This window comes from Streptosporangium sp. LJ11 (assembly GCF_051918945.1).
Classification (GTDB): domain Bacteria; phylum Actinomycetota; class Actinomycetes; order Streptosporangiales; family Streptosporangiaceae; genus Streptosporangium.
This window is the reverse complement of sequence record NZ_JBPXMB010000002.1, coordinates 381,099-396,773: the sequence shown is the minus strand read 5'-3', so window position 1 is coordinate 396,773 and position 15,675 is coordinate 381,099. Positions and strand designations below refer to the sequence as shown.

Below are 15,675 nucleotides of genomic sequence, written 5' to 3'. Positions count from 1 at the left end.
GAGGAAAGGTAAGCGGTTTAGGAGAGACCTGACGCGTTTCCCGTCCGCGGAGCGCGTCTCAGCCCCCTGCGGAAAGTGAGCCACGTGTGACGTCCTCGCCTGGCCGGTCCCTGAGCAGCACACAGCTTTCCGACGCCAAGCGAGCACTGCTGGAGAAACGGCTGCGCCGTCGCGTGCCGGATCCGGTGTTCACGATCCCCCGGCGGCCGCCGGGACAGGACGCGCCGCTGTCGTTCGGGCAGGAGCGGCTGTGGTTCATGGACCAGTTCGCTCCCGGCACCGCCGCGTACACGATTCCGATGACGTTGCGGTTGACGGGGCCGCTGGACGTCGCGGCGCTGGAGCGGGCGATCGGGACGGTGGTGGCCAGGCACGAGAGCCTGCGGACGCGTTTTCCCGCCGACGAGGACGGGCGTCCGACGGCGGTCGTGGAGGAGCGGGTCGAGATTCCGCTGGAGAGGGCGGAGGCGGACGGCGAGCGGACGGCGATACGGCTGGTGAGCGACGCGGCGGCGCTGCCGTTCGACCTGGCGCGGGGACCGCTGCTGCGGACGCTGCTGGTGCGGGTGGGCGCCGGGGACGGCGAGGGCGGCGAGGGCGGCGAGGGCGCTGAGGATCACGTGCTGCTGGTGGCGCTGCACCACATCTGCGGTGACGGCTGGTCCACCGACATCCTCGCCGAGGAGCTGCGGGCCTGTTACTCGGGGACGGAGCTTCCCGAGCCGCCGTTGCAGTACGGCGACTACGCGCTGTGGCAGCGGGACCGGCCCGTCTCCGAGGCCGGCCTGTCGTACTGGCGGTCGCAGCTGGCCGGGGTGGTACCGCTGGAGCTCCCCGTGGACGGGCGGCGGCGGGGCGAGCAGACGTTCGCGGGGGCCTCGCACGGCTTCAACATGGACCGGGAGCTGGTGGAGGGGCTGACGCGGCTGGCACGCGGGTCCGGCACGACCCTGTACATGGTGTTGCTGGCGGCGTACCAGGTGCTGCTGGGCCGGTACGCGCGCCAGGACGACTTCGCGGTCGGCTCCCCGGTGGGCGGGCGTCCCCGGCGGGAGCTGGAGGGCGCGATCGGCATGTTCGTGAACGTGCTGGCGATGCGCGCGGACCTGTCGGGCGACCCGGGGTTCCTGGAACTGCTGGAGAGGGTCAGGCGGACCACGACGGAGGCGTACGCGCACCAGGAGCTGCCGTTCGAGCAGCTGGTCGGGGAGCTGGGCATCGAGCGGGACGTGAGCAGGTCGCCGGTGTTCCAGGCGGTCTTCGCGCTGCAGAGCTACGGGCGCAGGGAGGGGACGCGCTGGCCCGGCCTGTCGGTGGAGCCGTTCGTGTTCGAGGCCAGGGCGACGCGTTTCGACCTGGAGCTGTTCCTGACCGAGCAGCCGGACGGGATGGGCGGGTTGTTCGTCTACAACCGCGACCTGTTCGACACGGCCACGGTCGAGGGGATGGCCGCGCAGCTGGAGACGCTGCTGAGGGCGGTGGTGGCGGCTCCGTCGGCGCGGATCTCGGAGCTGGACGTCCTTCCCGCCGAGGAGCGGGAGCGGGTGCTGGCGTGCGCGACGGGCCCCGGCGAGCCGTACGCGGACGGGGCGACGCTGGGCGGGATGTTCGAGGCCCAGGTGGCCCGGACGCCTCGCGCGGTGGCGGTGGAGTTCGAGGACGAGCGCCTGACGTACGCGGAGCTGGAGGCGCGGGCCAACCGGCTGGCGCACCGGTTGCGGGCGCTGGGGGTGGGTCCGGGCACCCTGGTGGCGGTGTGCGCGGAGCGGTCGGTCGAGCTGGTGGTGGCGCTGCTGGGGGTGGTGAAGGCCGGGGGTGCCTACGTGCCGCTGGATCCGGAGTATCCGCCGGAGCGGCTGGCGTTCATGCTGGCCGACGCGGCGGTGCCGGTGCTGCTGGCGCAGCGGGCGGTGCTCGACGTGCTCCCCGGGGACCTGCGGGGCGCGGCTCCGCACGCCGCCTCCGGGGTGCCGGACGCGGGCGCGGGCTCGGCGGGGGAGGCGCCCCGGGGCGGCGGGGTGGTGACGGTCGTGCTGGACGACCCGATGGACGGGCCGGACACGCCCGTGGAGCCGTCGGCGACGTCGGCGGACGCGGCGTACATGATCTACACCTCGGGGTCGACGGGACGGCCCAAGGGGGTGCCCAACACGCACGGGGGCATCCGCAACCGGCTGGGCTGGATGCAGGCCGTCTACGGGCTGACCGGCGACGACGTGGTGGTGCAGAAGACCCCGGCGGGTTTCGACGTGTCGGTGTGGGAGTTCTTCTGGCCGCTGGTGACGGGCGCGCGGCTGGTGCTGGCCCGTCCCGGCGGGCACCGGGACGCGGCGTACCTGCGTGACCTGATCGTGGACCGGGGGGTGACGACCGCGCATTTCGTCCCGTCGATGCTGGCGGCGTTCCTGGAGGAGGAGGGCGTCGAGGCGTGCGGGTCGCTGCGCCGGGTGGTGTGCAGCGGCGAGGAGCTGACCGCGCACGTGGCCGAGCGGTTCTTCGGGCGGTTGCCGGGGACGGGGCTGTACAACCTGTACGGGCCGACGGAGGCGGCGATCGACGTGAGCCTGTGGCGGTGCCGCCCGGGTGACGCGACGGTGCCGATCGGGCACCCGGTGGAGAACACCTCCCTGTACGTGCTGGACCGGCACCTGCGGCCGGTGCCCTTCGGGGTCCCCGGCGAGCTGCACATCGGCGGGGCGCAGGTGGCGATGGGCTACCACGCCCGGCCGGGCCTGACGGCGGAGCGGTTCGTGCCCGACCCGTTCGGGACGGCGGGGGCGCGCCTGTACCGGACGGGCGACCTGGTGCGGCTGCGCCGCGACGGCGCGATCGAGTTCCTGGGGCGGATCGACCACCAGGTGAAGATCCGTGGGCAGCGGATCGAACCGGGCGAGATCGAGGCGGTGCTGCGCGGGCTCGCGGGGGTGCGCGAGGCGGTGGTGACGGTGCGGGAGGACGGCGCGCCGGGCGACAGGCGGCTGGTCGCGTACGTGGTGCCCGCGGGCGCGGCCGGGGCGGGACTCGACGGGGCGGAGCTGCGGCGGGCATTGAAGGTGACGCTGCCCGACCACATGGTGCCGTCGGCGTTCGTGGTGCTGGACGCGCTGCCGCTGAGCCCGAACGGCAAGCTGGACCGCGGGGCGCTGCCCGCGCCGGACCGGCGGGGTGCCGAGGCGGCGGGGCCGGGGGCCGAGCCGCGGACGCCGGTGGAGCGGGCGATCGCCGACATCTGGCGGGAACTGCTGGAGGTGGAGTCGGTCGGCGCCGACGGTGACTTCTTCGAGCTGGGCGGTCACTCGCTGGTCGCGATCCAGGCGGTGGCGCGGATGCGCAAGGCGCTGCCGGTGGTCGGCGGGCGCGCGGTCGGGGTGATGGACCTGTTCAAGCACCCCACGGTGCGCGAGCTGGCGGCCCTGGTGGAGCGGCCCGCCGGTCCCGCGGGGCCGCGGAGCCTGCTGTACGAGCTGACCAGGCCGGGGCCCGCGCTGATGACGTACGTGTGCGTGCCGTACGGCGGCGGCAGCCCGCTGATCTTCCAGCCGCTGGCCGACGCGCTGCCTGACGGGTGCTCGCTGCACGCGCTGGCCTTCCCCGGGCACGACCCCGGGTTGCCGGACGAGGAGACCAGGCCGATCGACGAGGTAGCGGACCTGTGCGTGACCGAGATCCTGGAGAACGTCGAGGGTCCCCTGGCCCTGTACGGGCACTGCGGCATCGGCGGCGCGCTGGTGGTGGAGGTGGCGCGCCGGCTGGAGGAGCGGGGCCGCGCGCTGGAGGCGGTGTACATCGGGGCGATCTTCCCGTTCGCCAGGCCGCGGGGCCGGATCGCCGGGCCGCTGGCGCGGCTGACGCGCTACGACCGGTTGCGCGGCGACCGGGTGTACGAGAACCGGATGAAGTCGATGGGCACCGACATCTCGGGGCTGGACGACGAGCAGATCCGGTTCATGGTGCGCAACCAGCGGCGTGACACCCTGATCGCGGAGGAGATCTTCACGCGGGTGCTGGCCGAGCGCGTGGAGCGGCTGCGGGCGCCGGTCATCTCGGTGGTGGGCGAGCAGGATCCGACGACCGACTACTACCAGGAGCGCTACCGGGAGTGGCACTTCCTGAGTGACACGACGGCGCTGGTGATCCTGGACGAGGCAGGTCACTATTTCCTGAAATATCGGGCTGCCGAGCTGTCGGAGATCCTCACCAACACGCACATCGCCATGGGGTACGGCGCGGCGGGCACGCTCGACCGGTCCTCGCGGGGTCCCGGGGCGGGCTGGTGGGTCGAGGCGGTCTCCGTCGACTCCTCCGCCACAGATCTCGCCGGCTCCCCCGCCACGGACCCCGCGGAGGAGGCCCCCGCTCCCGAGCGGCCCGCCGTACGGGAGAGACCGGCCGGGACCGACGAGACCAGGGCGAAGGCAAGGGCGAGGGTCAAGGCGCCGCCGCCCAGCCTGCGGCGGTTCCTGGTGGTGGCGGCGTTCCAGCTGGTGTCGATGGTGGGCACCGCGATCACGGACTTCGCGATCCCGGTGTGGATCTACCTGACCACCGGGTCGCTGGTGGACTTCGCCCTGTTCGTGGCGTTGTCGATCATGCCGGGGGTGGTGATCGCGCCGCTGGCCGGGGCGATCGTGGACCGGTCGAGCCGCCGTTCGATGATGATCCTCGGCAACTGCATGGCCGGTGGCACGCAGCTCGTCCTGGGTGCCCTGTTCTGGACGGACACCCTGCAGATCTGGCACATCTACCCGCTGACCGCGTGCCTGTCGATCGCGCTGATCTTCCAGCGGCTGGGCTTCACCACCGCGCTCCCCCAGCTCGTCCCCAAGGAGTACATGGGACACGCGGCCGGGGTGGTGCAGATGGTGATCGGCACCGCGCAGTTCGCGGCGCCGCTGGTGGCCGTCGCGCTGCTGTCCACCATCGGCCTGGGCGGCATCCTCGTGGTCGACGTGGCGAGCTTCGCGCTGGTGCTGGGCGCGCTGCTGCTGATCCGCTTCCCGGACACGATGGCGCACTCCCCCAGGGAGCCCCTGTCGAAGGAGATCGCGCAGGGACTGCGGATGTCGATCGGCAACCGGCACCTGCGGGCGGCGATGATCTACTTCGCGACGCTCAACGTGATGCTCTCGGCGCTGCTGCTGTCGATCACGCCGCTGGTGCTGTCGTTCTCCACGCTGACCGTCGCCGGGCAGATCTCCTTCGTCGGCGGCCTGGGCGGGGCGCTGGGCGGCATGGTGATCGCGCTGTGGGGCGGGCCGAGGCGGCGGCGGATGCGCGGGGTGATGCTGGCGACGCTGGGACTGTCGGTGTTCGCGGTGATCACCGGGTCGCAGCCCGTCGCGTGGGTGGTGGGGATCGGGGCGTTCGGCCTGTGGGGCTGCCTGTCGATCGTGAACGGCACCTTCCTGACGATCATCCACACGAAGGTGCCGCAGCGCTTCCACGGCCGCGTGCAGTCGCTCAACCAGATGGTGTCGTGGTCGACGCTGCCGATCGGCATGGCGGTGGTGGCGCCGCTGGGCGAGCGGCTGCTCAACCCGCTGCTGGTGCCCGGCGGCGCGCTGGCGCCGACGGTGGGCGCGGTGATCGGTGTCGGCCCGGGCCGTGGCGTGGCGTTCATGTACATCGTGCTGGGCCTGGGCATCGCGGTGCACGTGCTGATCTCGATGCGCACGCGGGTGCTGTCGCGGTTCGACGACGAGATGCCCGACGCCCCGGCGGACGACCTGGTCGGGGCCCAGATCCTGCGGGAGCGGGTGGGCAACCGGGTGAGCGTGTCCTGGACCGCCCCGGCGTTCGCCAAGGCCATCACGATGCCGCTGCCGCTGGAGCGCGCGAAGGCGGTGCTGCGCACCCCGTACCCGGACGCGGAGGTGCGGGAGGTGGTGCTGCGGACCGGCGGGGAGATCAGCGCGGTGTACGAGGTCAGGTGCGCCGACCGCGAGCTCATCGTGAAGATCTACCCGGACGTGCTGGCGGCGCGGCTGCACAAGGAGGCGCGCGTCTACGAGCTGCTGCGCGGCAGCGGCGCCTCCTGCCCCGAGATGGTGCACTGGGACGTCTCGCGGCGCGACCTGCCGCACGCGTACGCGGTGATGACGAAGGTGCCGGGCCGGCCGCTGTCGGAGGTCTCCGGCGGGCTCGCGGCCGGGGAGGTCGCGGGCCTGTACCGGGAGATGGGCCGGACGCTGCGGGCGGTGCACGGCGTGCGGGTGGAGGGGTTCGGGCCGATCGACGGGCCGCAGGAGAGCTCCAACGAGGCGTACGTGGGCGGGCAGCTGGACCTGAGGCTGTCGCAGTTCACCGAGTTCGGCGGGGATCCGGAGCTGCACGCGGAGCTCTCCGCGTACGTCGCGCGCCACCGCCACCTGGCGGCGCGCTGCGAATCCGCCGTGCTGTGCCACAACGACTTCCACGAGCGCAACGTCATGGTCGCCGAGGAGGGCGGGCCGGGGGGCCCGCTGCGGATGACCGGGGTGATCGACATGGAGAACGCGCTGGGCGGCGACCCGCTGATGGACCTGGCGCGGACCGACTACTTCGCGGTCAGGGGCGACGAGGAGCGGCGGCGGTACCTGCTGGAGGGGTACGGCGACCTGCAGGGCGACTGGCAGGAGCGGCTCGCCTTCTACCGGCTCTGCCACGCCCTGGAGCAGTGGCACTGGCTGGCCACCCTGGGCGAGACGGCCGCCCTGCCCGTGATCGCGGAACAGCTTCGCGAGTGCCTGAAGGAGAAAGTCTGAATGGACGTCTTTCCCGCCTCGTTCGCCCAGGAGCGGATCTGGTTCCTGCACGAGCTCCTGCCCGACCTGGCCGTCTACAACACCGCGATCCGCTCGGAGGCGGCCGACCTGCGGCCGGTGGACCCCGACCTCCTGGAGCGGGCGCTGGCGGTGCTCGCGGGCAGGCACGAGTCGATGCGGACGGCGTTCGAGCTGCGCGACGAGCGGGTCGTGCAGACGATCGCGGACCGGGTGCCGGTCTCGGTGGCCAGGACCGACCTGTCCGAGCTGCCCCCCGAGGCGGCGGCGAAGGAGTTCGAGCGGGTCGCCGCGGAGGAGGCGCGCGCGCCGTTCCGGATGGACAGTGCCCCGCTCTGGCGGGTGCGGCTGGTGACGCTGGGCGGCGGGGAGTGCCGGCTGCTGCTCGTCCTGCACCACACGATCTTCGACGCCTGGTCGGCCGGCGTCCTGTGGCGGGAGCTGACCGAGGTCTACCGGGCGCTGCGCGAGGGCCGCGAGCCCAAGCTGCCCGAGTTGGCGATCCAGTACGCCGACTACGCGGTCTGGCAGCGCGACCGGCTGGGCGGCGGCGAGCTGGACGGCGACCTGGCCTACTGGCGGGAGCGGCTGCGCGGGAGCGTTCCGCTGGAGCTGCCGTCCGACCGGCCGCGCCCTGCGGAGATGAGGTACGTGGGCTCGGCGCTGGACTTCGCCGTGCCCGAGGAACTGACCGAGCGGGTGGGCGCGCTGGCCAGGCGGCGGGGCACCACGCCGTTCACGGTGCTGCTGACGGCGTTCTCGGTGCTGCTGGCGCGCTGGAGCGGGCGGACCGACGTCGTGGTGGGCTCCCCCGTCGCCGGGCGGGAGCTGCCGGAGCTGGACGGGCTGATCGGCATGTTCGTCAACACCCTGCCGCTCCGCACCGACCTGGGCGGCGACCCGACGTTCGGCGAGGCGCTGGACCGGGTCCGCACGACCGTGCTCGAGGCGTTCGACCACCAGAACGTGCCGTTCGCGAAGCTGGTGGAGGTGCTGAGCCCGCCCCGCGACCCCGGCAGGACGCCGCTGTTCCAGGTGGGTTTCAACCAGGTCGCGGCGGACGGGCGCGGCCGGTACAACAACGGCACCTCCAAGGCCGACCTCACCATGGAGCTGCACAACCCGGACGGGCGGATGGAGGGCTGGGTCGAGTACAGCACGGACCTGTTCGACGAGGACACGATCCACCGCCTGGTGTCGGCGTTCCTGACGCTGCTCGGCGCGGCCGTCGACGACCCGGAGCTGCCGATCTCCCGGCTGCCGCTGATGGACGGGCGGGAGCGGGCCGGGCTGCTGGCCTCCTGGCACGGCCCGGAGGCCTCCTACCCCGAGCGCTGCCTGCACGAGCTGATCGCCGAGCGGGCGGAGCGGACGCCGGACGCCCCGGCGGTCGTCTCCTCCGAGGGGACCCTCACCTACGGGCGACTGGAGGAGCGGGCGGGCGCGCTGGCCCGGCGGCTGCGCGAGCGGGGGGTGGGGGCGGAGACGCCGGTCGCGGTGTGCCTGCCGAGGAGCCCCGAGCTGATCGTGGCGCTGCTGGCGGTGCTGAAGACGGGCGGCTGCTACGTGCCGCTGGATCCGGACTACCCGGCGGAGCGGCTGGGGTTCATGCTGGCCGACTCGGGCAGCCCGCTGCTGCTGACCCGCTCGACGCTGGTGGAACGGCTGCCGGCCGACCATCCCCCGGCGATCCTGCTGGACGCGCTGCCGATGAACGGGGCGTCCGATTTCGTCCCCGGCCCGGTCTCTCCCGACTCGCCCGCCTACGTGATCTACACCTCGGGGTCGACGGGAGTGCCCAAGGGGGTGGTGGTGCCGCATCGCGGGGTGGTGAACCTGGTCACCGGGCTCGGGTTCACCGAGCGGGAGCGGATGCTGCTGCTGACCTCGCTGTCGTTCGACATCGCGGCGCTGGAGATCTTCGGCCCGCTGACGGCGGGCGGCGCGGTGGTCCTGGCTCCCCCGTACGGCAACGGCGGGCTGGGCGAGCTGGTGGCGGAGGCGGGGGTGACGACGGTGCAGGCGCCGCCGTCGGTGCTGGAGGAGATCCTGGAGCGGCTGCCCGCCGGGCTGCCGCGCGTGTTCAGCGGCGGGGAGCCGCTCCCGGTGTCGCTGGCCGGGCGGATCCACCGGGTGGCCGGTGAGCTGTGGAACCTCTACGGGCCGACGGAGACGACGATCTGGTCGCTGGCGCACCGGGTGCCGGAGGGCGCGGAGTCGATGTCGATCGGCATGCCGGTCGCGGGCACCACCGCGTACGTGCTGGACGAGGCGATGGAGCCGGTGCCCGCGGGGGTGGCCGGGGAGCTGTTCCTGGGCGGTGACGGGGTCGCCCGCGGCTACCGGGGACGGCCGGGACTGACCGCCGAGCGGTTCCTCCCCGACCCGTTCGGCCGGGGCGGGCGCCTCTACCGGACCGGCGACCTGGTCCGGCGGCTGCCGGACGGGACCCTGGAGTTCCTCGGGCGCGTGGACGACCAGGTGAAGGTGCGGGGGGTGCGGATCGAGCTGGGCGAGGTGGAGGCGGCGCTGGCGGCGCACCCGGGCGTGCGGCGGGCGGTCGCCGCGGTCAGGGAGGACGCCCCCGGCGGCCGGGCACTGGTCGCGTACGTGGACACGGGCGCGGGCGCGGGTGCCGGTGCCGGTGCGGGTGCGGACCTGGGCGCCGGAACGGGCGCGAGCACGGACGCGGGAACGGGAACGGGCGCGGGAACGGGAACGGGCGCGGGAACGGGAACGGGCGCGGGAACGGGAACGGGCGCGGAGGTGACGGCCGGGGAGCTTCGGGCGTTCCTGGCGTCGCGGCTGCCCGCCACGATGGTGCCGAGCCTCTTCGTGCCGGTGCGGGACTTCCCCCGACTGCCCAACGGCAAGCTCGACCGTGCCTCGCTGCCCTCCCCCGTCGCGGAGGAGGCGTCGGCGGCGCCCGCCGGACCGGTCACGGCGAGTGAGGAGCTGGTGCACGAGATCTGGTGCGAGGTGCTGGGCAGGAACGGCATCGGGATCGACGACGACTTCTTCGACGTCGGCGGGCACTCGCTGCTCGGCACCAAGGTCGTCGCCAGGATCTGCTCGGCGGTCGGCATCGACCTGCCGCTCAACGCCCTGTTCACCACGCGTTCGGTCCGCGGGCTGGCGCTGGTGGTGGAGGAGTGCCTGGCCGCGGAGATCGACGATCTCACGGACGAGGAGGCCGAGCGGATCGCCGAAGAGTACGACCGAAATGACAGCTCGGTGAACTAAGGCCGAAATTGGCATTTTGGACACTTGCTCTTGGTAGCCTCCCGCCACATTCGGTGTCCACAGAGTGAGACGGCTCACGACGCAGGGAAGCGGCAGGTCACCTTCCGTTCCCGATATCGCCGTGAACTGCGGCGATATCGGAGCGTGAGAACGGCCAACGATCTTCCCGTGCGGCCGAAACCGGCATTCCGACACACGTTTAATTTTCAATCCTTGACTGCCGATGGCGCAAATAATAGGAATGATCTGGCTTATCGCTTGTGAATACTTGACAGGGCAAAAACCCTGTTTAGGGCTATGGGGGGTGAATGCTCGAAGCGATGCGGGGGGACTCGTCGTCCGCCTCGTTGCACGGTCCGTCGTCCACTCCACCGGTGCCGCCGACGGCTCCCGCTCCCGCCGCCTGGACGGCCGGACCATCCCACATCGCCCCGGACGCGCTGCTGTGCGACCTCGTCGCCGCCCAGGCGGCGCGGACGCCCTCCGCGCCGGCGATCCGCCAGTGGGAGACCAGCCTCACCTACCGCGAGCTGATCGGCGCCGCCACCGCGCTTGCGCTGCGGCTACGCGTCCTCGGGGTCCGTCCCGAGGACCGGGTCGGGCTCTGTGCCAGGCGCACACCGCTGATGACCGTCGCCGTCCTCGGCATCATGATGGCGGGCGGCGCGTACGTCCCCCTCGACCCGGCGCATCCACGCCGGCGGCTCGAGGAGGTGCTCGACGACGCGGGCGTCGCGGTCGTCGTGGCCGACGGCCACGGCCGCATGCTGCTGGACGGATGCGGGCGTCCCCTGATCGAGCCGGAAACGCGCGCCGCGACCGGAACCGTGTCCGAAACCAGCTCCGGAATCGCCGCCGGAACCCCGGCCGGAAACCTGACCGAAATCGCGGCGGAGCGCGCCGCCGAGATCGTCGGCGGTGGCCCGGCGCTGCCGGGGAACGCCGCCTACGTTCTGTACACGTCCGGATCGACCGGGCGGCCCAAGGGCGTGGTCGTGAGCCACGCCTCCGTGGTCGCGTTCGCCTCGGCCGCGGCGGCCCACTTCGGCCTGGACGGCACCTGCCGGTCGATCGCGTTCTCCGCGCTCGGGTTCGACGTCTCGGTGCTCGACATGCTCGCGCCGCTCACCGTGGGCGGCTGCGTGCAGCTGGTGCCGGACGAGGACAGGACCGACCCGGCCCGCCTGCAGCGGTTCCTGGAGGCGCACGACGTCACCTGGGGGTTCGTCCCGCCCGCCCTGCTGCCGCTGGTCGACCCGGCCCGGCTGCCGCACCTGCGCGACCTGGTCACGGCCGGCGAGCCGCCGGGTCCCGAGCAGGTGGCCCGCTGGTCGGCGCACACCCGCTTCCACAACTGGTACGGCCCCACGGAGACCACCGTCTGCGTGGTCGGCACCGAGCTGTCGGGGACCTGGGAGCGGTCGCTGCCGATCGGGTACCCCCTGCGCGGCTGCCGGGCGCACATCCTGGACGAGGACATGCGCGAGTGTCCCGTCGGCGTTCCCGGCGAGCTGTACATCGGCGGGCCCCAGGTGAGCCGCGGCTACCTGGGCCTGCCCGGCATGACGGCCGAGAGGTTCGTGCCCGACCCGTTCGGCGGCGTGCCCGGGGCGCGGCTCTACCGCACCGGCGACCACGTCGCCTGGCAGGAGGACGGCCGGATCGCGTTCATGGGCCGGCTGGACCGGCAGGTGAAGATCCAGGGGCAGCGGGTCGAGATCGGCGAGGTCGAGTCGGTGGTGCGGGCGCACCCCGGGGTGACGCAGGCGGTGGTCGACGCCCCCGGCGAGCTGGTCGCCTACGTCGCGCCGCTGGACGCGCCGGGGCTGGCCGCCCTGCGGGTGCACTGCGCCGGGCGGCTGCCGGTCTACATGCTGCCCACCCGCGTGGTGCACGTTCCCTCCCTGCCGCTGAACGCCTCCGGCAAGGTCGACCTCGCCGCCCTGCGCGGCCTCGCCGGGAACGCCTCCGGGGTTTCCGGGGGCACGAACGGGAACGCCGCCGGAAACACGGCCGGAAACATCACCGGGAACACGGCCGGGAACGCGGCCGGGGCCTCGGGACTGGCGGGGATCTGGGCGCGGGTGCTCGACGCCCCCGCCCCCGGCCCCGACGACGACTTCTTCGAGCGCGGCGGGCACTCGCTGCGGGCGATGCGCCTGGTGTCGGCCATCAGGGCGGAGCTCGGCCGGGACATCTCGGTCGAGGACGTCTACGCGGCCCGCACCTACGGCGCCCTCTCGTCCGATGTCGAGAACGCCCCCTCGCGGGACGCCGAGGGGTCCTCCTTCTCGGGCGAGCCTCCGTCGCTGTCGCCCGCGCAACGGCGCATGTGGTTCGTGGAGCGGCTCGCCCCCGACACCCCCGCCCACAACATCGCGATGGCCGAGCGCGTGCGCGGCCCGCTGGACCACCGCGCGCTGCGAGAGGCCCTGGAGTCCGTGGTGGCCGGGCACGAGACGCTGCGCTGGCGGATCACCTCCCGCGACGGCGTGCCCCACGTGACGGTCGTCCCGCCCGGCGAGGTGCCGCTCCCGCTCGACGACCTCTCCGCGCTCCCCCGCCCCGAGGCCGCGCTGGAGGCGGCGCTGGAGAAGGAGGCGCGGACACGGTTCGACCTGGCGCGCGACCCGCTGGTGCGGGCCAGGCTGATCCGGCTGGCCGAGGACGACCACGTGCTCGCGGTGACCGCGCACCACATCGTCTTCGACGGCTGGTCCCAGGACGTCTTCTACCGGGACCTGAGCGCCGCCTACCGTGGCGAGCCCCGGGTGCCGGCGGGCGCGTCGTTCGCCGACTACGCGCGCTGGTCGAGGGAGCGCTCGGACGGCGACGGGGTCGACTGGTGGCGCGAGCACCTCAGGGACGCCCCCATGGTGCTCGACCTGCCCAGGGACACCCCCCGCCCACCTGTGCAAACTTTTTTTGGAGCGCTCCGAACAGCGGAGATTGACGCCGAGATCGGGGACCGTGTCAGGAAGCTGGCGGTCCGGCTGGGGGTCACCCCGTACCCGGTGCTGCTGGCGGCGTTCGCGCAGCTGCTCGCCAGGCTGTCGGGGCAGCGGGACCTGCTCGTCGGCACCCCGTACGCCGACCGGGGGCACGTCGCGTTCGAGTCGCTGATCGGCATGTGCGTGCGGATGCTGCCGCTGCGGCTGCGCCAGGACCCCGAGGCCTCGTTCGAGGAGCACGTGGTCCGCTGCCGCGACGAGCTCGCCGAGGTCGTCTCCCACGGCGACGTGCCGCTGGAGCGCGTCGTGGAGGCGCTGCGCGTGCCGCGCGACCTGGGGCGCAACCCGGTGACGCAGGTGCTGTTCAACATGTACAACTTCGCCGAGCCCAAGCTGGACCTGCCCGGGTGCGTGACCGAGCCGCTGCCGGCCGGCCTGCCGGGCGCGCTGTTCGACCTGACGATGTACGTCAGCGAGCGCGGCGACGGATATGCCCTGCAGCTCGTCTACAACCCCGACCTGTTCTCCGCCGCCAGGATGGACGCCCTGCTGGCCGGTTACGCGCACCTGCTGGGCGACCTGCTCGCCGACCCGGGCGGGGCCGCGCGCGAGGCCCGGCTGGCCCCGCAGGAACCACCCACCGCGCTGCCGGTCTGGGACGGTCCCGGGCCGCTGGACACCCTGCACGGCGACGTCGTGGTGGAGGGCGCGGGGCGGGTCCTGGGGCACGCCGAGCTCACCGCGCTGCGCCATCGGACGACCTCGGCGCTGCGTGCGGCCGGGGTGGAGCCGGGCCAGGCCGTCGCGGTGCTCGCCGCGCGGGTCCCCGAGCTTCCCGGGCTGCTGCTGGGGGTGCTGGCCGGCGGGGCCCGCTGGGTGATCCTCGACCCGGCGCACCCGGCGCCGGTGCTGGCCCGCCAGGCCGCCGCCGCCGGGGCCGTGGCGGCACTGCGCTGCCCGGGCGCGCCCTCCCTGGAGGGCCTCCCGGAGATCACGCTCCCGGAGACCGGGCCGTCCGGAACCGGGCCGTCCGGCACGCGGACGCCGGGGACGGGCGAGGCGCCGCGGGACCCGCACCCCGAGCGGGGCTACCTGTCGCTCACCTCGGGGACCACCGGCGACCCCAAGCCGGTGGTGACCGGTGAGGGGCCGCTCGCGCACTTCGTCGCCTGGTACGCGGCGACCTTCGCGGTGACCCCGGCCGACCGCTTCGCCCTGCTGTCGGGCCTGGCGCACGACCCCGCGCTGCGCGACGTGTTCGTGCCGCTCGCCACCGGCGCCCGGCTGTGCGTGCCGGAGCGGGAACTGCTCCGCGACCCCGTCCGGCTGGTCGCGTGGCTGCGCGAGCACCGCGTCACCGTCCTGCACCTGACCCCGCAGCTGGCCAGGATGCTCTGCGGGACCGGCGCGGCGCTGCCCGAGGTCCGGCTGGTCGCGACCGGCGGCGACCGGCTCACCCACGCCGACGCCGCGCGGCTGCGCCGCCTGGTCCCGGCCGCCCGCCTGGTGGCCTTCTACGGCACCACCGAGACCCCGCAGGCCCACGCCTGGTACGAGATCCCCGCCGGGGTGCGCGAGAGCGCGGAACCCGTCCCCGCGGGGCGCGGTGTCGAGGGCAGCGAGCTGGTCGTGGTCGCCGGGCACGGCGGCCGGGCCGGGGTGGGCGAGCTGGGCGAGGTGGTCGTGCGCAGCGCCAACCTGGCGACCGGCTATCTCGACGCCGGGCTCACCCGGCTCCGCTTCACCGGGGACGCCTTCGTCACCGGCGACCTCGGCCGCCTCAACCCCGACGGCACGGTGACGATCGCCGGACGGCGCGACGACCAGGTGAAGATCCGCGGCTTCCGGGTGGAACTCGGCGAGGTCGAGGCGGCGCTGTCCGCGCACCCCGAGGTCCGGGCCGCCGCCGCGGTGGCCGACCGGGACGAGCGGCGCGAGACGGTGCTGCACGCCTACGCGGTGCCCCGCAGGCCCGGGCTGGCCGCGCCGCGGCTGCTCGACCACCTGCGCGCGGTGCTGTCCGAGCACGCGGTGCCCGCCGAGGTGATCGTGGTCCCCACGCTGCCGCTCACCCCCAACGGCAAGGTCGACCGCGCCGCGCTGCGCCGCCCCGCGTCCCGGCCGGGAGGCGAGGCGGGCGGGGAGGTGTCAGGCCCGACCGAGCGGGCCGTGGCCGAGGTGTGGCGGGCCGTGCTCGGCGTGCCGCGGGTGGGCGCGGCCGACAACTTCTTCGAGATCGGCGGCCACTCGCTGGCGATCGCCGCCGTCCAGGCCCGCCTGGGCTCGGCCCTCGGCCGGGAGATCCCGATCGTGGACCTGTTCCGCCACCCGACCATCCGCGCGCTCGCCGCGCATCTCGACGGTGGAGGCCCCACTCCGGGCCTCGACCGCGCCGCACGGCGGCTCGCCGTGCGGCGGGACCGCCTCAAGGACCGCTCAAGGAAGCCGAGCTGACAACCGCGCAATCACCCGCACCCGAATCCGAGCCCGGACGCGGCCCCGCAGCCGAATCCGGGCCCGCACCCGAACCGACATCCGCACCCCCTTCGGCCCCCGAGGCCGGACCTACACCCGTCCACCCCCTCACATCCGAGACCGAACCGGCTACCGCACGACCTCCCGGAGCGCGAACCCGGCCGGTGACCCACCCGACGACCGAGCCGGCGATCCCGTCGCCACCCGCACGACCTCGCGCACCGGAAACCGCACCGATCCCCGTC

The 15,675-nt window shown here is 73.8% G+C and carries 3 protein-coding genes; all 3 read left to right on the top strand.

The window, feature by feature from the left end; translation table 11 throughout:
- Window positions 1-86 precede the first annotated feature (86 nt).
- The 3 genes from ACTOQ3_RS04180 (at window position 87) to ACTOQ3_RS04170 (ending at window position 15,409) form a co-directional block, all read left to right on the top strand.
- Complete coding sequence (locus tag ACTOQ3_RS04180; protein WP_440082069.1) at window positions 87-6,743, top strand: amino acid adenylation domain-containing protein; 6,657 nt, start codon at window positions 87-89, stop codon at window positions 6,741-6,743.
- Window positions 6,744-10,004 carry a non-ribosomal peptide synthetase gene (locus ACTOQ3_RS04175; protein ID WP_440082068.1) on the top strand — a complete coding sequence of 1,087 codons (3,261 nt, stop codon included), beginning with the start codon at window positions 6,744-6,746 and terminating at the stop codon, window positions 10,002-10,004. It abuts the gene before it with no gap.
- A 308-nt stretch (window positions 10,005-10,312) separates the two neighbouring features.
- Complete coding sequence (locus ACTOQ3_RS04170) at window positions 10,313-15,409, top strand: amino acid adenylation domain-containing protein (RefSeq protein WP_440082067.1); 5,097 nt, start codon at window positions 10,313-10,315, stop codon at window positions 15,407-15,409.
- The last annotated feature ends 266 nt before the right edge of the window (window positions 15,410-15,675 follow it).

Excerpts from the sequence above, each read along its gene's own strand:
- ACTOQ3_RS04175 (WP_440082068.1), top strand. The coding sequence starts at position 6,744 with ATGGACGTCTTTCCCGCCTCGTTCGCCCAGGAGCGGATCTGGTTCCTG.
- ACTOQ3_RS04170 (WP_440082067.1), top strand. The coding sequence starts at position 10,313 with ATGCTCGAAGCGATGCGGGGGGACTCGTCGTCCGCCTCGTTGCACGGT.